19 protein-coding genes are annotated in these 18,828 nt (G+C 69.2%); all 19 read left to right on the forward strand.

Annotation, left to right across the window (positions count from 1 at the left end; all coding sequences use genetic code 11):
* Positions 1–213: 213 nt before the first annotated feature.
* The 19 genes from alaS (at position 214) to B5F85_RS02545 (ending at position 18,826) form a co-directional block, all read left to right on the forward strand.
* Positions 214–2,874: an alanine--tRNA ligase gene (gene alaS, locus B5F85_RS02455; RefSeq protein ID WP_087314068.1), complete on the forward strand. Its 2,661-nt coding sequence runs from the start codon at positions 214–216 to the stop codon at positions 2,872–2,874.
* Complete coding sequence (gene ruvX, locus B5F85_RS02460; RefSeq protein WP_087314070.1) at positions 2,874–3,287, forward strand: Holliday junction resolvase RuvX; 414 nt, start codon at positions 2,874–2,876, stop codon at positions 3,285–3,287. Before alaS ends, ruvX begins: the two co-directional genes overlap by 1 nt.
* Positions 3,288–3,296: 9 nt before the next feature.
* A complete protein-coding gene (mltG, locus tag B5F85_RS02465; protein ID WP_087314072.1) occupies positions 3,297–4,568 on the forward strand; it encodes an endolytic transglycosylase MltG in 1,272 nt (423 codons plus the stop codon).
* Positions 4,569–4,580: 12 nt separating this feature from the next.
* Complete coding sequence (locus B5F85_RS02470; protein ID WP_087314074.1) at positions 4,581–5,081, forward strand: YqeG family HAD IIIA-type phosphatase; 501 nt, start codon at positions 4,581–4,583, stop codon at positions 5,079–5,081.
* A gap of 103 nt (positions 5,082–5,184) precedes the next feature.
* Positions 5,185–5,733 (forward strand): shikimate kinase, encoded by a 549-nt coding sequence (locus B5F85_RS02475; RefSeq protein ID WP_087314076.1) that lies wholly within the window; start codon positions 5,185–5,187, stop codon positions 5,731–5,733.
* Positions 5,730–6,845: a hypothetical protein gene (locus B5F85_RS02480; protein ID WP_087314078.1), complete on the forward strand. Its 1,116-nt coding sequence runs from the start codon at positions 5,730–5,732 to the stop codon at positions 6,843–6,845. The genes B5F85_RS02475 and B5F85_RS02480 overlap by 4 nt, the downstream gene beginning before the upstream one ends.
* Before the next feature lie 110 nt (positions 6,846–6,955).
* Complete coding sequence (locus tag B5F85_RS02485; RefSeq protein ID WP_087314080.1) at positions 6,956–8,080, forward strand: Xaa-Pro peptidase family protein; 1,125 nt, start codon at positions 6,956–6,958, stop codon at positions 8,078–8,080.
* A gap of 273 nt (positions 8,081–8,353) precedes the next feature.
* Positions 8,354–9,352 carry a PTS sugar transporter subunit IIB gene (locus tag B5F85_RS02490; protein WP_087314082.1) on the forward strand — a complete coding sequence of 333 codons (999 nt, stop codon included), beginning with the start codon at positions 8,354–8,356 and terminating at the stop codon, positions 9,350–9,352.
* Positions 9,353–9,365: 13 nt separating this feature from the next.
* Positions 9,366–10,178, forward strand: a complete 813-nt coding sequence (locus B5F85_RS02495; protein ID WP_087314084.1) for a PTS mannose/fructose/sorbose transporter subunit IIC — start codon at positions 9,366–9,368, stop codon at positions 10,176–10,178.
* 19 nt (positions 10,179–10,197) lie between these two features.
* Positions 10,198–11,139, forward strand: a complete 942-nt coding sequence (locus tag B5F85_RS02500) for a PTS system mannose/fructose/sorbose family transporter subunit IID (protein WP_087314086.1) — start codon at positions 10,198–10,200, stop codon at positions 11,137–11,139.
* Between the two features lie 110 nt (positions 11,140–11,249).
* Entirely contained in the window at positions 11,250–11,636 is a 387-nt protein-coding gene (locus B5F85_RS02505) for a DUF956 family protein (RefSeq protein ID WP_087314088.1), read from the forward strand.
* A 134-nt stretch (positions 11,637–11,770) separates the two neighbouring features.
* Positions 11,771–12,334, forward strand: coding sequence for an elongation factor P (gene efp, locus B5F85_RS02510; RefSeq protein ID WP_087314090.1), 564 nt, complete (start codon positions 11,771–11,773; stop codon positions 12,332–12,334).
* Between the two features lie 146 nt (positions 12,335–12,480).
* Positions 12,481–12,843: an Asp23/Gls24 family envelope stress response protein gene (locus tag B5F85_RS02515; RefSeq protein ID WP_087314094.1), complete on the forward strand. Its 363-nt coding sequence runs from the start codon at positions 12,481–12,483 to the stop codon at positions 12,841–12,843.
* Position 12,844: 1 nt separating this feature from the next.
* A complete protein-coding gene (gene nusB, locus B5F85_RS02520; protein WP_087314096.1) occupies positions 12,845–13,393 on the forward strand; it encodes a transcription antitermination factor NusB in 549 nt (182 codons plus the stop codon).
* A complete protein-coding gene (locus B5F85_RS02525; protein WP_087314098.1) occupies positions 13,393–13,695 on the forward strand; it encodes an exodeoxyribonuclease VII small subunit in 303 nt (100 codons plus the stop codon). Before nusB ends, B5F85_RS02525 begins: the two co-directional genes overlap by 1 nt.
* Before the next feature lies 1 nt (position 13,696).
* Positions 13,697–14,431, forward strand: coding sequence for a TlyA family RNA methyltransferase (locus tag B5F85_RS02530; RefSeq protein WP_087314100.1), 735 nt, complete (start codon positions 13,697–13,699; stop codon positions 14,429–14,431).
* Between the two features lie 66 nt (positions 14,432–14,497).
* Positions 14,498–15,355, forward strand: a complete 858-nt coding sequence (locus tag B5F85_RS02535; RefSeq protein ID WP_087314102.1) for an NAD(+)/NADH kinase — start codon at positions 14,498–14,500, stop codon at positions 15,353–15,355.
* Complete coding sequence (recN, locus tag B5F85_RS02540) at positions 15,356–16,987, forward strand: DNA repair protein RecN (protein ID WP_087314104.1); 1,632 nt, start codon at positions 15,356–15,358, stop codon at positions 16,985–16,987. It abuts the gene before it with no gap.
* Positions 16,988–17,176: 189 nt separating this feature from the next.
* Positions 17,177–18,826: a CTP synthase gene (locus B5F85_RS02545; protein WP_087314106.1), complete on the forward strand. Its 1,650-nt coding sequence runs from the start codon at positions 17,177–17,179 to the stop codon at positions 18,824–18,826.
* The last annotated feature ends 2 nt before the right edge of the window (positions 18,827–18,828 follow it).

Consider the following 18,828-nt stretch of genomic DNA (forward strand, 5'->3'; position numbering starts at 1 on the left):
CCCGCCGACGTGCCGTTCCGGGAGTTCCGTCCGGATTCCGCACGTGCCTCAAAGACGTGCGGCTTCCGGTCGGTTTCGGGCCCAAGACCGTCCGGATTCCGCCTGTTCCTTGGAGGGTGCGGCGTCGGGCTGGCGGATGCCTGTCGCGGCGGGCGACACGTGCTAAAATAACCAGCTTGTATGCGCATAAAAACCCGACCGCAGGGGAGACCAATGAGCACCGCCGACTACAAGACCATGACCACCGCGGAGATCCGCGAGGACTTCCTCCACTTCTTCGAGAGCAAGGGCTGCAAGCTCTACCCCTCGTCCTCGCTCGTCCCGGACGACCCGTCGCTGCTGCTCACCAACGCCGGCATGAACCAGTTCAAGGAGTACTACCAGGGCAAGAAGACCATGCCCGAGATCGGCGCGTGCTCCTGCCAGAAGTGCCTGCGCACCAACGACATCGACAACATCGGCGACGCCACGCACCTCTCGTTCTTCGAGATGCTCGGCAACTTCTCCTTTGGCGGCTACTCCAAGGCCGACGCCATCGCCTGGGCCTATGACTTCATCACCAGCCCCGAGCACCTGGGCCTTCCGCCCGAGCGCCTCTACATGACCGTCTTCGAGGACGACGACGAGGCCATCGAGCTGTGGCACGAGCAGGGCGTCCCCTACGACCACATCTCCCGCCTCGGCGCTGACGACAACTTCTGGGCGGCCGGCCCCACCGGCCCCTGCGGCCCGTGCTCCGAGATCTACTTCGACCAGGGCGAGGAGTTTGGCTGCGGCGGCGAGCACTGCGGCCCCGGCTGCGACGACTGCGACCGCTTCCTGGAGTTCTGGAACCTCGTCTTCACGCAGTACGACCGCCAGGAGGACGGGTCGCTGCCGGAGCTGCCGCACAGAAACATCGACACCGGCATGGGCCTCGAGCGCATCGCCGCGATCATGCAGCACAAGGGCACCAACTATGACGGCGACCTGCTGCAGACCCTGATCGGCGTGGGCGAGCGCCTCTCCGGCAAGACCTATGGCGACGACCCGGCCAGCGACCGCAGCCTGCGCATCGTGGCCGACCACGCCCGCGCGGTCACCTTCATGATCGGCGACGGCATCCTGCCCTCCAACGAGGGGCGCGGCTACGTCCTGCGCCGCCTGCTGCGCCGCGCGGTCTACCACGGTCGGCTCATGGGCATCGAGGGCGAGTTCCTGAGCGCCTACGTCGAGGAGATCTGTCGCCTCATGGGCGAGAACTACCCGGCTATCGTGGAGAGCCACGCCCTGATCGACGGCATCGTCCGCGCCGAGGAGGAGCGCTTCGGCGCGACGCTCGACGCCGGCGAGGAGAGCCTCGAGGCAGAGCTCGGCAAGCTCGCCGACGGCGAGCAGCTCCCCGGCGAGGTCGCCTTCAAGCTGCACGACACCTACGGCTTCCCCATCGATCTCACGCGCGAGATCTGCGAGGGCCGCGGCGTGGTCGTGGACATGGACGCCTTTGACGCCTGCATGACCGAGCAGCGCGAGCGCGCCCGCGCCTCCGCCAACCGCGACGCCTGGGGCACCTTCAACGACGTCTGGACCGCGCTCTCCGACCGCCTGGCCGCCACCGAGTTCTGCGGCTACGACAGCGACGCCGCCGAGGCGACCGTCCTGGCCGTCGTCGCCGACGGCGAGGAGGTCGAGCGTGCCGAGAAGGGCGCCGAGGTCGAGGTCGTTCTCGACCGCACGCCGTTCTATGCCGAGATGGGCGGCCAGGTGGGCGACACCGGCACCATCTCCAGCGCCGGCGCGCGCCTGCGTGTGACCGACACCAGGGTCAAGGGCTCCCTCTACGCCCACGTGGCCGTGGTGGAGGAGGGCACGCTCGCCGCGGGCGACGCCGTGAGCGCCGCCATCGACGCCGGCCGGCGCGAGCTCATCCGCCGCAACCACACCGCCACCCACCTGCTCGACGCCGCCCTCAAGAAGGTTCTGGGCGAGCACGTCTCCCAGGCCGGCTCCCTTGTGGCCCCCGACCGCCTGCGCTTTGACTTCACCCACTTCGAGGCCGTGACCGCCGACGAGCTCGCCCGCATCGAGGGCATGGTCAACGCCGAGATCTTTGCCGGCGAGCCCATCGTGACCCGCGTCATGGGCATCGACGAGGCCAAGGCCTCCGGCGCCGTCGCCCTGTTTGGCGAGAAGTACGGCGACGTGGTGCGCGTCGTCTCCACCGGCGAGTCCGACGAGCCCTTCTCGCGCGAGCTCTGCGGCGGCACCCATGCGCGCAACACCGCCGACCTGGGGCTGTTCAAGATCGTCTCCGAGGGCTCGGTGGGCTCCAACGCCCGCCGCATCGAGGCCGTGACCTCGATGGGCGCGATCGAGTACGTGGACGAGCGGCTGCTCGCCCTCGACGACGTGGCCCGCGAGCTCAAGTGCCGCCCGGACGACGTCGCCGAGCGCGTGGCGACGCTTCAGGCTGAGCTTCGCGAGACGCGCAAGGCCCTCGAGGCCGCCACGACCGGCGCCGGCGCCGGCAAGGTGGCCGACGCGTACAAGTCCGCCGTGCAGCTCGACGGCTACAAGGTCGTCGTCGCGCGCCTGGACGGGCTCTCCGGCAAGGAGATGCGCTCCGCCTGGGACGGCATCCGCGACGCCGCTGGCGGTGACGCCGTGGCCTGCGTGATCGCCTCCGCCACGCCCGACGGCAAGGTGGCTCTGCTCGCCGGCGGCACCGACGGCGCCGTGGCGAAGGGCTTCTCGGCCGGCTCTATCATCAAGGACATCGCGGGCCTCGTCGGCGGCCGCGGCGGTGGCAAGCCCGCCATGGCGCAGGCCGGAGGCTCTGACCCCTCCGGCATCGACGCCGCCCTCGACGCGGCCCGTTCGGCGCTCGGAATCTAGTGCGGGTCCTCGCGCTCGACATCGGCGAGGTGCGCGTCGGGGTTGCGGTGAGCGACCCCGACGGGCGCGTCGCGTCCCCGGTCTGCGTGCTGCCGGCGCCCGAGGTGCTTGGCTGCGCGCGCAGCTTCCGCCGCGTCCTGGAGGACTGGGAGCCCGACGTTCTTCTCTGCGGGCGACCCCTCACCCTCTCCGGGGAGGAGGGGCCCCAGGCGGAGCGCATCAAGAATCAGGCACAAAAGATCGCAAAATCCTGCGAACTTCCGCTGGAGTTTGCCGACGAGCGCCTCTCGTCGGCGGAAGCTAAGCGTATCCTGAAAGAACAGGGCCTCTCCGAGCGCTCGATGCGCGGCAAGGTCGACATGGTTGCCGCGTCCCTGTTCCTGCAGTCCTGGCTCGACGCCAGGCAGAGCTGAAAGGGCACGATGGCCACTACCGACGGCAGGACCCCCTCGACCCGCGGGTCCCACTTCAGCACCGACGGCGCGACCGAGCGCCGCGACACCGCCCCCTCCCACGCCGAGCACGCCCAGCCCGCCGAGGCTCCCGCCGCGCTCGGTACCGTGAGCGCGCCGCGCAGCGCGCTCTCGGGCAGCCGCGTCTCGAGCCGCACCGCCGCCGCGACGCGTCGCGCGGGCAGCCGCCGCGTCCAGCGCGACGAGACCGCCCGCCGCCAGAGCCGCGCCCCGTTCTTCGCGCTCGCCTTCGTTGCGGTCGCGGTGGTCGTCGGCTTTGTCCTCGTGGTCATCCCCGCGCTGACGGGGAGCACGGGCGAGGGGGAGACGCAGGAGGTCGTCGCCGGCAACACCGTGACCATCACCGTGCCCGAGGGCTCGGGCGCCGCCGCCGTCGCCGACGCGCTCTTCGACGCCGGCGCCATCGCCAACAAGAGCGAGTTCCTTTCCGAGGTCCGCCGCACCAACGCCGAGGCGAGCCTCAAGAGCGGCACCTACGAGATCGTCACCGGCACCGACCAGTCCGACATCATCGCGATGCTCACCACCGGCCCGGTCATGGCCGTGAGCTTCACCATCCCCGAGGGCTACACCCTCGCGCAGATCGCCGCGGTGGTCGAGCAGGAGGCGAACATCCCCTCCGCCGACTTCCTCGCCCAGGCCAAGGCCTCGGCATACGTGGACGACTACCCCTTCCTGGCCGACGTCACGGACGACTCGCTCGAGGGATACCTCTTCCCCAAGACCTACGGCTTCCCCACGTCCGACGTCACCGCCGACGACGTGATCCGCGCGATGCTCGACCAGTTCCAGACCGAGGTCGCGAGCATCGACTTCAGCGCGGCCATCGCCTCGATCCAGGAGCGCTACGGCATCACCGTCAACGAGGACGACATCATCACGATGGCCTCGATCATCGAGCGCGAGGCCGCGACCGACGAGCAGCGCGCCGACATCGCCTCGGTCTTCTACAACCGCCTCGAGATCGGCATGATGCTCCAGAGCGACGCCACCCTCGTCTACTCGCTCGGCCGCGACGTCACCGCCGACGACCTCAAGGTCGACGACCCCTACAACACCTATACGCGCGAGGGCCTCACGCCCACGCCGATCTGCTCGCCCGGCCTGCCCTCCATCCAGGCGGCGGCCAACCCCTCGGAGACCAGCTACCTCTACTTCTACATCACCCCCGACACCGCGACGTTCTCCGAGACCTACGACGAGCACACGCAGTCCTGGTAGCAGGTGGTGACCATGGGGCTCTTCTCGGCGACGCGCTACGTTGCCTCCCTGCCGCAGGTGAGCGTGGAGGGGCTCGTGCGCGACGGCGTGCGGCTCGTGCTGCTCGACCGTGACAACACCTGCGTCCCGCGCGACGCCCACGCGGCTCCGGCGGCGGTCGAGGACTGGCTCGCCCGCGCCCGCGAGGCCGGGCTCGAGCTGTGCCTGGTGTCCAACAACTTCCACACGAGCCACGTGAGTCGCACCGCGCGCGAGCTCGGCGTGGACTTCGTCGACCACGCGATGAAGCCGCTTCCGCTGGCGCTTCGGCGCGCGATGCGCCGCTTTGGCGCGCGGCCCGGCGAGACCGTGATGATCGGAGACCAGGTCTACACCGACGTCGCCGCCGGCAACCTCGCCGGCGTGCGCACGGTGCTCGTGCGCCCGCAGTCCCGGGCGGACCTCTGGTACACCCACGTCTTTCGCGTCTTCGAGCGGCTCGCCCTGCGCGGCAGGACCTTCGAGGGCGAGTAGGGCCAAGGGTCGCGGGCCGGATCCCGCCGAGGGGCGCCTCAAGGCGTTCCCCCGCGCCGCGCTCACTGCTAGAATCGGGAGCGGTAGATTCGGAGGAGGGTGCGTGCAGGACAGCAGCGGGGGATACGTCGTTCACGAGGGGTGCGACCACATCTTCTTCGTGGGCTTTCTCGGAGCGGGAAAGTCGACGCTCGCCCGCAACCTCGGCGTGCTCTTCCATCGTCCCCACGTGGACACCGACCGCCTCGTCGAGCGAGCCCTGGGCAAGACGGTGGCGCAGGTCTTCGCCGAGGACGGGGAGGCGGCCTTCCGCGACGCCGAGACGCGTGAGCTCTCGCGCCTCTCCGCGCGCAAGTCGCTGCTCGTGAGCTGCGGCGGAGGCATCGTCGAGCGTCCCGAGAACTGCGAGCTCATGCACGAGATGGGCGCGGTGCTGTTCCTCGACGGGGACCTCGCCGACTCCCTGCGCCAGATTCGCTGTCCCGAGCGGCGGCCGGACCTGGGGACGGCCGAGCACGCAGCGGAGGTCTACCGGCATCGCCGGCCGCTCTACGAGGCTGCCGCCGACCTCACCATTGACATTCGGAACAAGACGTTTGAGCAGGTGGCGCACGAGGCCGGCCAGCTGCTCTGGGAGAGGGGCCTGCTATGAGCGACGAGACGGTCGAGGAAGTCGGCGAGCTGCACCGCATGAGGCAGTGGGTGGCGCTGCGAGGCTCCTCGATGGACGTGCGCGGCGGTATCGGGCTCTCCGGGCACGTGGCCAAGGACCTGCGCACCGCCGTCGGCAAGCCCCACGCCTGCGCCCTCGTGGGGGAGCGCGGGGTCTCCGACGAGCTGCTCGCCACCAACCACCGCGACCTCTCCTCCGCCGGCTTCGAGGTCCGTCCCCTCGAGATGCCGGGGGACGGATGCGACCTCGCCCGGGTCGAGGCGCTCGCCGAGCGCCTGCTCGAGGCGCGCGTGACGGCGGACGACCTCGTGGTCGTCATCGGCGGCGACGAGACGCTCTCGTGCGCCGCGCTCGCGTGCTCCCTGTGGTGCGGCGGCGTCTCGCTCGTCGAGGTCCCGATCGACGCGGTCAGCGCGGTCCGCTCCTCGGTGACGCCGCGCCCGCTCGACCTGGCCGGCGCCCCGCAGATGCTGAGCCATGACGCGGGTGCTCGCTTTGCCATCGTCGACGTGCGCCTGTTTGACCTCGACCCCGTCCACGAGGAGCTGCGCCACGCCTTCGCGCTCATGGCCGCGACGGCCGCGTGCGACTCCAACAAGGCCTTCGAGCGGCTCTGGGACTCCACCGACGAGCTCGTCGCCGGCAATGAGCAGGTCATCTTGCGGCAGATCCTGGACGCGGTGAAGAGCCGTGGGCGCGTCGTGGGCTCCACCTCCGCCGCGACCCGGCAGTCCGTCTCCTATGGCGAGGACTTCGCCCGCGCGCTGCGCTCCGTCGCGGGGGACTCCGTGCCCGCATCGTCGCTGCTCGCCGACGGGCTGCGCTTCTCGGCTCGCCTCGCCGTGGCCCTCGAGCAGCTCTCCGTCGACGACATGTTCACCCAAGACGAGCTCCTCGAGCGCCTGGGGCTCGGGACCTGCGAGGTCCCCGTCGACCCCGACGCCCTTGTCGCCGCCCTCAAGCAGGAGCGCTTCTCGCGCACCAACCGCTTCATGATGGCGACCCCGCGCGCCCTCGGGCGCGTGCGCCTGAGCGTGATCCCCGACGACCTGCTCGCAGAGCACGCCGCCGCCTGGTGCGCCTCCCGCTAGCGATATGGGTTGACAATCACGTCAGGTTATATTGTCAACCCGTCATGAGGGTTGACAATATAACCTGACGTGATTGTCAAATGACGTGATTGTCAAAGAAAGGAAGCAGCATGGCAGACAACACTGCATGCGCGGGGCGCGTCGAGCGCCTGCGCGAGCTCATGGGGGAGCGCGGCTACGACGCCGTCATCCTGCGCAACAACCCCGACCTGCGCTGGCTCACCGGCGCCGAGCGCACCTTCGACTTCGAGGTCGCCCACACCGCCATGGTGACGCGCGACGACCTCTGGCTCCACACGGACTCCCGCTACTACAACACCTTCCGCGAGCGCCTGGGCGCCGACTGCCCCTGGAAGATCGACCAGGACGTCATCGCCCCCGCCCGCTGGGCCGCCGAGCGCGCCCGCTGCGCCCGCGCCCGCGTGGTGGCCGTCGAGGACACCTGCACCCTCTCGTTCTTTGACGACTTCACCGCCGAGTGCGCCGCCGTCGGCATCGCCTGCCTCACGCCGCGCCTGCACGGCGACATCTGCGACCTGCGCAGCGTCAAGGACGCCGAGGAGGTCGAGCTCATGAGGCGCGCCCAGGAGGTCACCGACGCCGCCTTCGACCACATCTGCGGCTTCATCCATGCCGGCCTCACCGAGCAGGAGATCCGCGTCGAGCTGGAGAACTACATGCTCTCCCATGGCGCCGACGAGCTCTCCTTTGGCACGATCATCGCAGCCGGCGCAAACGGCGCGAACCCCCACGCCCAGCCCGGCCCCTACGTGGTCCAGGAGGGCGACCTCATCGTCATGGACTACGGCGCCGGCTACCATGACTACCACTCCGACATGACGCGCACCGTCTGCGTGGGCGAGCCGAGCTCCGAGCAGCGCGCCGTCTACGACGTCGTCCGCCGCGCTCACGAGGCCTGCGCCGCCGCGGTGCGTGCGGGCGTGGTCGGCCGCGACATCCACCAGGTGGCCGTCGACGTCATCACCGAGGCGGGCTACGGCGAGTACTTCGGCCACGGCCTCGGCCACGGCGTGGGCCTCGAGATTCACGAGCGCCCCAACTTCAACCGCGCCTGGGACCGCCCGGTGCCCGCGGGCTCCGTCGTGACCATCGAGCCGGGCATCTACCTGCCGGGCAAGTTCGGCATCCGCCTCGAGGACTTTGGCCTCGTGACCGAGGACGGCTACGAGCCCTTCACCTGCTCCACCCACGACCTCGTGATCGTCGGCAAGTAACCGAGAAGAACCTTGCTTTGGGGCCCGTCGGGCGTGTCTCCGTGCGAAGAGGACTGTTTGAGCGCGGGGACACGCCCGACGGCTTTGCCGCCGCACGTTCTTCTCGCCCGTTGAGCGGGGAAATGTGAACGAAACATCTTCACCAGGTGACCACAACTTGATAGAATGTGGACGGTACGTGGAGCAATGGGGGAGAAGTTGTGCAGGGGGAACCTGTCGCTGCGCGTACGGTTCTGTAGGTAGGAGTCCGCGAAAAGAAGAAGGAGGTATGCGGTGGTTAGCATTGTTCTAGCCAGTCACGGCTCGTTCGCCGAGGGCATCAAGATGTCCGGCCAGATGATCTTTGGCCCTCAGGAGAACGTCGCCGCCGTGACGCTCACGCCCGACATGGGGCCAGATGACCTCAGGGCAAAGATCCTCGAAGCTGTCTCCGGCTTCGACGACCAGGATCAGGTGCTGTTCCTGGTCGACCTCCAGGGTGGCACGCCCTGGAACCAGGTGTCGCTGCTGCTCGGGGAGGAGGGGCACGAGAACTGGGTCGCCGTCGGCGGCATGAACCTCCCGATGCTCATCTCCGCCTATGGCGAGCGCATGGGCAGCGATTCCGCCGCCGAGGTCGCCAAGGCCATCTATCCCGAGGCCAAGGCCGGCGTCTGCATCAAGCCCGAGGAGCTCGCCCCCGCCGAGGCCGCCGCGCCCGCAGCCGCCCCGGCCGCCGCGCCCGCCGGCGCGATCCCGCCCGGCACCGTGCTCGGCGACGGCCACATCAAGATCGCCCACTGCCGTGTGGACACCCGCCTGCTCCACGGCCAGGTCGCCACGGCGTGGACCAAGCAGATCAACCCGGACCGCATCATCGTCGTCTCCGACGGCGTCGCTCACGACGAGCTGCGCAAGACGATGATCACCCAAGCCGCGCCTCCGGGAGTCAAGGCCCACGTCATCCCGATCTCCAAGATGATCGAGGTCGCCAAGGACCCGCGCTTCGGCGCCACCAAGGCGTTCCTGCTCTTCGAGACCCCGCAGGACGTGCTCAAGGCCGTCGAGGGCGGTGTCGACATCAAGAACGTCAACCTCGGCTCCATGGCCCACTCCGTGGGCAAGGTCGTCGTGACCCAGGCCATCGCCATGGACCAGGACGATTACGACACGATCGAGAAGCTCTCCTCGCTGGGCGTCAAGTTCGACGTCCGCAAGGTCCCGGCGGACTCGCCCGAGAACTTCGAGAGCATGATGAGCAAGGCCAAGGCCGAGCTCGCTGCACAGGCATAAGAAGGAGGGAAGCATGTCGGTATTCACAATCATCCTGATTGTCTTTGTTGCCTTCCTTGCCGGCATGGAAGGCGTTCTCGACCAGTGGCAGTTCCACCAGCCGCTCGTCGCCTGCACGCTCATCGGTCTGGTGAGCGGTTACCTCGAGGCTGGCATCATCCTCGGCGGCACCCTGCAGATGATGGCCCTCGGCTGGGCCAACGTCGGCGCCGCCGTCGCCCCTGACGCCGCGCTCGCCTCGGTCGCGTCCGCGATCCTGATGGTCATCGCCCTCATCGGCGGCTCCGACCAGGGCACGGCCATCTCCACGGCCATCGCCGTCGCCGTCCCGCTGTCCGTGGCCGGTCTGTTCCTGACCATGATCGTCCGTACCATCGCCATCCCCATCGTCCACATCATGGACGGCGCGGCGGCGCGCGCGGACTACACCGCCCTCGACGTCTGGTCGATCATCGCGATCTGCCTGCAGGGCATCCGTATCGCCATCCCGGCTGCGGCTCTGTGCTTCATCCCGTCCGAGGCCGTCATGGGCGCCCTCAACATGATGCCCGCGTGGCTGAACGAAGGCATGACGATCGGCGGCGGCATGGTTGCGGCCGTCGGCTACGCCATGGTCATCAACATGATGGCGACCAAGGAGGTCTGGCCGTTCTTCGCGCTGGGCTTCTGCCTCGCCGCCATCTCCCAGCTCACCCTCATCGCCCTCGGCGTCATCGGCATCTCCCTGGCCCTCATCTACCTGGGCCTGAAGGAGGTCGCCAAGTCCGGTGCCGGCGCTGCCGGCTCGGGCGACCCGCTCGGCGACATCCTGGACGACTACGAGTAGGAAGGGAGGAGAGGCATACATGGCAGATAAGATCACGCTTTCCAAGAGCGACCGCCTCGCGGTTTGGTTCCGTCACCAGTACCTCCAGGGCTCCTGGAACTACGAGCGCATGCAGAACGGCGGCTGGTGCTTCTCTATGATCCCCGCGATCAAGAAGCTCTACCCCAACAAGGAGGACCAGATCGCGGCCCTCAAGCGCCACATGGAGTTCTACAACACGCACCCGTACGTGTCGTCCCCGGTCATCGGCGTCACGCTCGCCCTCGAGGAGGACCGTGCCAACGGCGCCCCCGTTGAGGACGCGGCCATCCAGGGCGTCAAGGTCGGCATGATGGGCCCGCTCGCCGGCGTCGGCGACCCCGTCTTCTGGTTCACCCTCAGGCCCCTGCTCGGCGCCCTCGGCGCGTCGCTCGCCATGGGCGGCTCCATCATGGGCCCGATCCTGTTCTTCGTGCTGTGGAACGTCATCCGCCTGGCCTTTGAGTGGTACACGCAGGAGTTTGGCTACAAGCTCGGTACCTCCATCACCAAGGACCTCTCCGGCGGCCTGATGGGCAAGATCACCGAGGGCGCCTCGATCCTCGGCATGTTCGTCATCGGCGGCCTGGTGGAGCGCTGGGTGTCCATCAAGTTCACCCCGATCGTCTCCACGGTCACGCAGTCTGAGGGCGCCTACATCGATTGGAACGCCATCGCCGAGACCGCCGGCAGCGGCGCCCAGGGCGTCGCGGACGCCATCCAGAGCGCCCTGTCCCAGTACAGCTCGCTCGGCGCCACCGGCCTTTCCATCGACAAGGTGACCACGCTCCAGGCCAACCTCGACCAGCTGATCCCCGGCCTCGCGGCCGTGGCCGTCACGCTGCTGTGCTGCTGGCTGCTCAAGAAGAAGGTCTCCCCGATCGCCATCATCATTGGCATGTTCGCGATCGGCATCCTCGGCCACCTCGCCCAGATCCTCTAGGCGCTCGGCCAGCCCGACCTCTCGGGGCCGCGCACTCGCAAGAAGTGTCACAATGGCATTTCCTGCGGGGCGCGGCCCCGCGCTTGTCTCGGAAAGGAGTGGGCACGGTCATGGCCCAGTCTCAGAACACCAAGGTCGACCTCGCCATCCCCGCCACGATGTTCGTGGGGCTCACCACCACCGGCAACATGATGGTGGGTGACAAGGCCCTCGAGTACTATAACGTGCGCAACGTCGAGGACTACATCCAGATCCCCTGGGACCAGATCGACCACATCGCGGCGTCGGTGCTCTTCGGCGGGCGCGTCATCCCGCGCTTTGCCGTCTTCACCAAGGAGAACGGCCACTTCGCCTTCTCCACCCGCAACAACCACGCGGCTCTCCGCGCCATCCGCACCTACATCGGGGGCGAGAAGATCGTGCGCTCGGAGACCTTCTTCGGCGTGCTGCGCGCCGGTGTGGTGGGCCTCTGGCACCGCATCACGCGCCGCGGGTAGGTTCTGCGCCTGGGGCGTCCCGGCCCTGTTCTTCTCGGCAATTTAGGCGTTTTCATGGGCCGCCGCCCGCCCGTGCTAGAATACGGGGTCGTATGTACGCGCCCCAGCCGGGGCATTGAGGGAAAAGAGCACACGTGGCAACCATCAGCACCGCAGACTTCAAGAACGGCATGGGCCTCAAGATCAACGAGAAGTACTACACGATCGTCGAGTTCCAGCACGTCAAGCCCGGCAAGGGCGGCGCCTTCGTCCGCTACAAGATCCGCGACCTCAAGACCGGCCGCGTGATCGACCAGACCTGCAACGCCGGCACCAAGTTCGAGAACGTGCAGCTCATCACCAAGGAGATGCAGTACCTCTACAACGACGGCGGCACCTACTACTTCATGGACAACGAGACCTACGAGCAGGTCGAGCTTCCCGCGGACTTCATCGGCGACAACGCCAAGTGGTTCAAGGAGAACGACAACGCTCAGCTGCTCTACGCCGACACCGAGCTTCTGGGCGTCGAGCCCCCGATGTTCATCGAGGCCGAGATCACCGAGACCGACCCCGGCTTCAAGGGCGACACCGTCCAGGGCGGCACCAAGCCCGCCACCATCGAGACCGGCGCCGTCATCCAGGTCCCGATGTACCTCAACCAGGGCGAGCGCATCAAGGTCGACACCCGCACCGGCAAGTTCGTGAGCCGCGTCTAGGCCTCGCCTCGCATCGCGACGCCGCCCGCGGGGGAGACCCCGCGGGCTTTTTTGTCGGCGGCGCAGGCCAGCCGCCAACGGGTATACTGTTGTGAACAAGCGCACGCAGCGGGCCTTCGCGCCCGGATTCGACAAGGGGGTCCAACATGGCCGAAAGCGAGCTCCACGTCTCTGGCATCGGCATCTCCAAGGGCGTCGTCTCCACGATCGTCTCCATCGCCGCCCGCCGCGTCGAGGGCGTCGCCTCCGTGGGCGGCAACGACATCACCTCGAGCCTCATCTCCGTCTTCACCAGCAGGACCGTGGCGCCCGAGAACGCCGTCGAGTCCTACGTCGAGGATGACCGCCTGCACGTGACCGTTCACCTGGCCGTCTTCTACGGCTACCCCTTCACCAAGCTCGCCGCCGACGTGCGCGATGAGGTCGCCGCCGCCGTGACCGAGCAGATCGGCGTCGGCGTCGCCGCCGTCGACGTGTGCATCGACAGCCTCGTCTTCCCCAAGGAGTAACTTGAGCACTCACTTCGGCGGGCGCACGCTCGCCCGCAGCCAGGCCCTCCAGCTGCTGTTCCAGGCGGAGGCCAACTCCCGCGCCGTGCTTTCGGTCCTCGATGGCGACTACGCCCTCTCGCAGGGCCCTCTTGATGACTACGCCCGCAGGCTCGCCCTCGGCGCGGATGAGATGCGTCCCGACCTCGACGCCGTCATCGCGATGCGCTCGACTGGCTGGTCCGTGGGCCGCCTCAATGCCGTCGATCGCAACCTGCTGCGCCTCGCGCTCTACGAGATGCTCTGCGTCGACGAGGTCGACGTGGCGGTCACCATCGACGAGTGCGTCGAGCTCGCCAAGGCCTACGGCACCGACGAGTCCTCGCGCTTCGTGAACGGCCTTCTGGGCCGCGTCGCCGACGACCTCGACGCCGGCGTCGACGTCGTCTCCAAGGCTCGCGAGCAGGCCGAGAAGAACGTGGAGGCCGAGGCCGATCAGGACATGGACGCGGAGGCCGAGGAGGCGGCCGAGCAGGACGCCGAGGCCGAGCAGGACGCGGAGACCGAGTAGTGGCCCGCATCGACGTCTCCCAGTACCAGACCTTCGGCGACATCACCGAGCGCCTCGACGACATCGTCGCGCAGGTTCGCGACAAGGACGTCTCGCTCGAGCGCTCGCTCGACCTCTTCGACGAGGCCATCGTGCTCGGATCCAAGGCCGTGAGCCTCGTCGACGCCACGGACTTCTCGCCCGAGGAGGAGGCGCGCCTCGCAGTGGAGCCCCCCTCCGAGGACGCTGCCGAGAAGGACGGCGAGCCCGAGGTCCCGGCCGGCGAAGAGCGGCCGGACGAGCCCGCGGGTGACGGACGCTAGGATGGCCCGCCGTCGCCTCGACGCCGAGCTCGTCGAGCAGGGGTTCTTCTCGACCGTGGACGAGGCGATGCGCGCCGTGATGGCGGGCGACGTCTCCACGAGCGACCGACGACTCTCCTCGCCCGGGGAGCAGGTGCGCCCCGGCATCGAGCTGCACGTGCGCGGGCGCTCGCGCTACGTGAGCCGTGGGGGGCTCAAGCTCGAGCGCGGGCTCGACCACTTTGGCATCGACCCGGAGGGGCTTGCGTGCCTCGACGTGGGCTGCTCCACCGGTGGCTTCACCGACTGCCTGCTCAAGCGCGGGGCCGCGTCGGTCATCTCCGTGGACGTGGGCTATGCGCAGTTCTCGTGGGAGCTGCGCGGCGACGACCGCGTGCGGCTGCTCGAGCGCACCAACATCATGGACGTGCCGGCGCTCGTGGGCACGGGCGTCTGTGACCTCGCCGTCTGCGACGTCTCCTTCACCTCCGTCGTCACCGTGCTTCCCGCCGTCCTGGAGCTGCTGCGTCCCGGCGGGACCTTCCTCACGCTCGTGAAGCCCCAGTTCGAGGCCGCGCGCGAGGATGTGGGGGAGGGGGGCGTCGTGCGGGACCCCGCCGTCCGCGCGGCGACCCTCGCGCGTGTGCGCGCGGCCTTCGAGGAGGCCGGGATGACCGTGCTCGGCGACTGCGAGAGCCCCATCACCGGCCACAAGGGCAACGTCGAGTACCTCCTCTGCGGCCGGCGCGAGCGGTAGACGGGCCCTTTTTTCGCGCCGACGGGATAGAATCAAAGCGATGCGTAGGTGATCGAAAGGGTGGCCGTGAAGGTTCTCATCGTTCCCAACTACTCCCGCGCCGACGCCCTGGAGGGCGCGCGCCATCTCGAGGACTGGCTCGGCGACCAGGGCATCGACGCCACGTGGGCGCGCGACAAGAAGCTCTTCCCCGACGCCGAGGACACCGCGGAGGGCTGCGAGCTCGTGGTCTCGCTCGGCGGCGACGGCACGCTGCTGCGCGCCGCGCGCACCGTGGGCTACTCGGGCGTCCCCATCGTGGGCATCTCCTACGGGCACCTCGGCTTTCTCACGGCGGCAGGTCCCGAGGACCTCATCGTGACCGTCGAGGACGCGCTCGCGGGCGAGCTGCACGTGTCGCGGCGCGCCACGCTCGACATCGAGTGCGAGTTCGAGGCCAAGGACGGCTCCGTCTCCACGCGCCACTGCTTCGCCCTCAACGACTTTGCCGTCTCGCGCGGAGGTGCCGGCAACATGGTCGAGTTCGACGTCTCCGTCTCGGGCAAGCACATCGACCGCCTGCGCGGCGACGGCTTCGTGGTCTCCACGGCCACCGGCTCCACCGGCTATGCGCTTGCCGCGGGCGGGCCCATTGTGACCCCCGAGTTCACGGGCATGGTGTGCGTGCCCATCGCCCCGCACACGATCATGGCGCGCGCGTTTCTCACCTCGCCCGCCGACGTCGTGGAGATCGAGATGAGCCCCGAGCGTCCCGTGATGCGCCACTTCTTCGCCGACGGCCAGCCCGTCCCGCGCGAGAAGGGCACGCGCGGCGTGCGCGCGTGCGTGCGTCGCGGACCCGGCGACGTCGTGCTTCTCGACCGCAGCACCCAGAGCTTCTACGACTCGGTCTCGCGCGTCTTCTACGGGCAGGTGGGAAAGTAGATGATCGACGAGTTGCACGTGCGCGACGTCGCGCTGATTCGTGACGCTGGCATCGAGCCGGCCCCGGGGCTCACCGTGCTCACGGGCGAGACGGGTGCGGGCAAGACCGCGCTGCTCTCCTCGATCAAGCTGCTGGTGGGGGAGCGCGCCGACGCGGGCATGGTCCGCGAGGGCGCCTCGTCGCTCGAGGTCGAGGGGCGTCTGTTCCTGCGCGGCGACGACGAGGACGGCACCGTGGTGCGCCGCCGCGTGACCAGCGACGGCCGCGGGCGCGTTGAGCTGGACGGCCACATGGCGAGCGTGCGCGAGCTCGCCGCGCGCGTGGGCTCGACCGTCGACCTCTGCGGTCAGCACGAGCATCAGCGCCTGCTCGCGCCCCAGGCCCATGTGGAGCTGCTCGACTCGTGGGCGGGCGCGCCGGCGGCCGAGGCGCTCGGGGCGTATCGCGACGCCCTCGCCGCGGCGCAGGAGGCGGCCGCTGAGCTCGAGCGCGTCCGAGAGATGGGGCGCGCGACGGGGGAGCGGCTTGAGGAGGCCGCCTTCGTGCTCCGGCGCATCGACGAGGTCGACCCGCGCGAGGGCGAGCTCGAGGAGCTCGAGGCGCAGCTGCCGCGCGTGGAGCACGGCGAGGCCCTCATGGCGGCCGCCTCCGGCGCCCGCGAGCTGCTCTCCGGCGACGGCGGGGCGTGTGACGCCCTCGGCGAGGCGGTGAGCGCGCTCAGGGACGCCGCGCGCTATGACGACGCGCTCGGGGCGTGGGCCAAGACCCTCGAGAGCTCGCTCATCGACGTCGAGGACGTGGCGGCAGAGCTGCGCGACTACGCGGACGAGGTCGACTTCGACCCCGACGAGCTCGAGCGCCTGCAGACGCGCCTCTCGCGCCTCGAGGGGCTCATGCGCGCCTACGGGCCGCGCATGGTCGACGTGCTCGAGCGTCGTGACGAGGCCCGCGAGGTCGTGGCGGCCGCGAGCGACGGCGGCGAGCTCGAGCGGCGCGCCGCCGAGGAGCTCGAGCGCCGCGAGGAGCAGCTCTCCCGCGCGGCGGATGCCTTGGACGCCGTGCGCGCCGAGGCCGCCCCGCGCCTGGCCGCGGCCGTCTCGGAGCAGATGGGCTTTCTCGAGATGGGCACGGCGGCCCTCGAGGTCAGCTGCGAGCGCCTGTCCCGCGCGGAGTGGGCCCGCTCCGGCCCCTCGCGCGTCGAGTTCCTCTATCGCCCCGCCGCCGGCCTCACGGCCCGGCCGCTGCGCAAGATCGCGTCGGGCGGCGAGGTCAGCCGCGTGATGCTCGCCTGCAAGGTGGTGCTCGGCGAGGCGGACGACTGCGAGACGCTGGTCTTCGACGAGGTCGACGCCGGCGTGGGCGGCGCCACGGCGGTCGCGCTCGCGAGCGTGCTGGCGCGCCTCGCCCAGACCCATCAGGTGATCGTGGTCACGCACCTCGCCCAGGTGGCGGTGGCGGCCCAGAAGCACTACCTCGTGAGCAAGTCCGAGGGGGAGCTCCCCGAGACCTCGCTCATCGAGATCTCGGGCGAGGAGCGCGTCGCCGAGGTGGCGCGCATGCTCTCAGGCGACACCGGCGCCGCGAGCCGCGACCTCGCCCGCGAGATGCTGGCCGAGCGCGGCGCCCGCTGAGGTGCGGCGTCCGGACGTTCTTCTCGCCAAGACCGTCCGATCGCCGCACCTGCACATCGTTTCAGCGTTGTGGCCAACTGTTTCGGGCAGGCGTCCGATTCGGCGAGCGCGCGCGGAGACCCCCGCCGCCTGCGCTACTATGAAGACCCGTGGGAAGCGAACAGCGCGACTACGGGAGGGTCACAGCACATGGCAAAGCACATCTTCGTTACCGGCGGCGTCGTCTCGTCCCTGGGCAAGGGCATCACCGCGGCCTCTCTGGGCCGCCTGCTCAAGTCGCGGGGCTATCGCGTCATGATGCAGAAGGCGGACCCCTACCTCAACGTCGACCCAGGCACGATGAGCCCGTTTCAGCACGGCGAGGTCTTCGTGACCGAGGACGGCTACGAGTCCGACCTCGACCTCGGCCACTATGAGCGCTTCATCGACGAGAACCTCACGCGCGACTCCAACTTCACCACCGGCGCCATCTACCAGAGCCTCATCTCCCGCGAGCGCGCCGGCGACTTCCTCGGCGGCACGGTCCAGGTCATCCCGCACGTCACGGACGCCATCAAGGAGCGCTTCCGCCGCGTCGAGGACGAGACGGGCGCCGACGTGGTGATCACCGAGCTCGGCGGCACCATCGGCGACATCGAGAGCCAAGCCTTCGTGGAGGCCATCCGCCAGTTCAGAAACGAGAAGGGCCGCGAGGACTGCATCCTCATCCACGTGAGCCTGGTGCCCTACATCGCCGCCGCCCACGAGGTCAAGACCAAGCCCACGCAGCACAGCGTGCGGGAGCTGCGCTCCTTCGGACTGCAGCCCGACTTCATCGTCTGCCGCTCGGACCACGAGGTGGACGCCTCCATCCGCGCCAAGATCGCGAGCTTCTGCGACGTCCCCGCGGACCACGTCTTCGAGAACTCCGACTGCCCCTCGATCTACGACGTGCCGGCCCACCTGGCCGCGCAGGGCTTTGACGAGAAGGTCTGCGAGCGCCTGGGCCTGGAGCTGCGCGAGAGCCACATGGAGGGGTGGTACGCCTTCACGGACGCCATGCATGCCGCCAACTCCCGCGAGGACGTGACGCGCATCTGCGTGGTGGGCAAGTACACGCAGCTGCCGGACGCCTACCTCTCCATCATCGAGGCCCTGCACCACTCGGGCGTGCTCTTTGGGCGCCACGTGGACATCCGCCTCGTGGACGGCGAGGCGCTGGACGACAAGAACGTCGAGGAGGTGCTCGGCGACGCCGACGGCATCCTCGTGCCCGGGGGCTTTGGCCTGCGCGGCATCGAGGGCAAGATCTGCGCCGTGCACCGCGCGCGCACCCGGCGCGTCCCGTACCTGGGCGTCTGCCTCGGCCTGCAGGTCGCCGTCTGCGAGTTCGCGCGCGACGTCTGCGGCCTTGCGGGCGCCAGCTCGGCCGAGTTCGACCCCGAGACCCCCCATCCCGTGATCCATATCATGCCCGACCAGGCCGACGTCACCGAGAAGGGCGCCACCATGCGCCTCGGCGCCTACCCGTGCAAGGTCGTCGCCGACACGCTCGCCGAGGAGGCCTACGCCGAGCCGCTCGTCTACGAGCGCCATCGCCACCGCTACGAGGTCAACAACGCGTACCGCGCGCAGCTTGCCGAGGCAGGGCTCGTGGTCTCGGGCCTCTCGCCCGACGACCGCCTCGTCGAGATGGTCGAGCTGCCCGAGGACGTCCACCCGTGGTTCGTGGCGAGCCAGGCCCATCCCGAGTTCAAGAGCCGCCCGGACCGCCCGGCGCCGCTGTTCCGCGAGTTCGTGCGCGCCGCGATCGCCCATCACGAGGGTGTCTCGCGACATGACGTGAAGCCGCTCGGATAGGG

This window comes from Olsenella sp. An293, assembly GCF_002159495.1.
In the GTDB taxonomy this organism is placed as follows: Bacteria; Actinomycetota; Coriobacteriia; order Coriobacteriales; family Atopobiaceae; genus Thermophilibacter.

Coding starts and splice junctions, on each gene's coding strand:
- B5F85_RS02470 (WP_087314074.1), top strand. CDS start 4,581: ATGGGGCTCTTCTCGGCGACGCGCTACGTTGCCTCCCTGCCGCAGGTG.
- B5F85_RS02500 (WP_087314086.1), top strand. CDS start 10,198: ATGGCAGATAAGATCACGCTTTCCAAGAGCGACCGCCTCGCGGTTTGG.
- B5F85_RS02530 (WP_087314100.1), top strand. CDS start 13,697: ATGGCCCGCCGTCGCCTCGACGCCGAGCTCGTCGAGCAGGGGTTCTTC.
- B5F85_RS02545 (WP_087314106.1), top strand. CDS start 17,177: ATGGCAAAGCACATCTTCGTTACCGGCGGCGTCGTCTCGTCCCTGGGC.
- B5F85_RS02505 (WP_087314088.1), top strand. CDS start 11,250: ATGGCCCAGTCTCAGAACACCAAGGTCGACCTCGCCATCCCCGCCACG.
- alaS (WP_087314068.1), top strand. CDS start 214: ATGAGCACCGCCGACTACAAGACCATGACCACCGCGGAGATCCGCGAG.
- B5F85_RS02495 (WP_087314084.1), top strand. CDS start 9,366: ATGTCGGTATTCACAATCATCCTGATTGTCTTTGTTGCCTTCCTTGCC.
- B5F85_RS02485 (WP_087314080.1), top strand. CDS start 6,956: ATGGCAGACAACACTGCATGCGCGGGGCGCGTCGAGCGCCTGCGCGAG.
- B5F85_RS02480 (WP_087314078.1), top strand. CDS start 5,730: ATGAGCGACGAGACGGTCGAGGAAGTCGGCGAGCTGCACCGCATGAGG.
- mltG (WP_087314072.1), top strand. CDS start 3,297: ATGGCCACTACCGACGGCAGGACCCCCTCGACCCGCGGGTCCCACTTC.
- recN (WP_087314104.1), top strand. CDS start 15,356: ATGATCGACGAGTTGCACGTGCGCGACGTCGCGCTGATTCGTGACGCT.
- B5F85_RS02515 (WP_087314094.1), top strand. CDS start 12,481: ATGGCCGAAAGCGAGCTCCACGTCTCTGGCATCGGCATCTCCAAGGGC.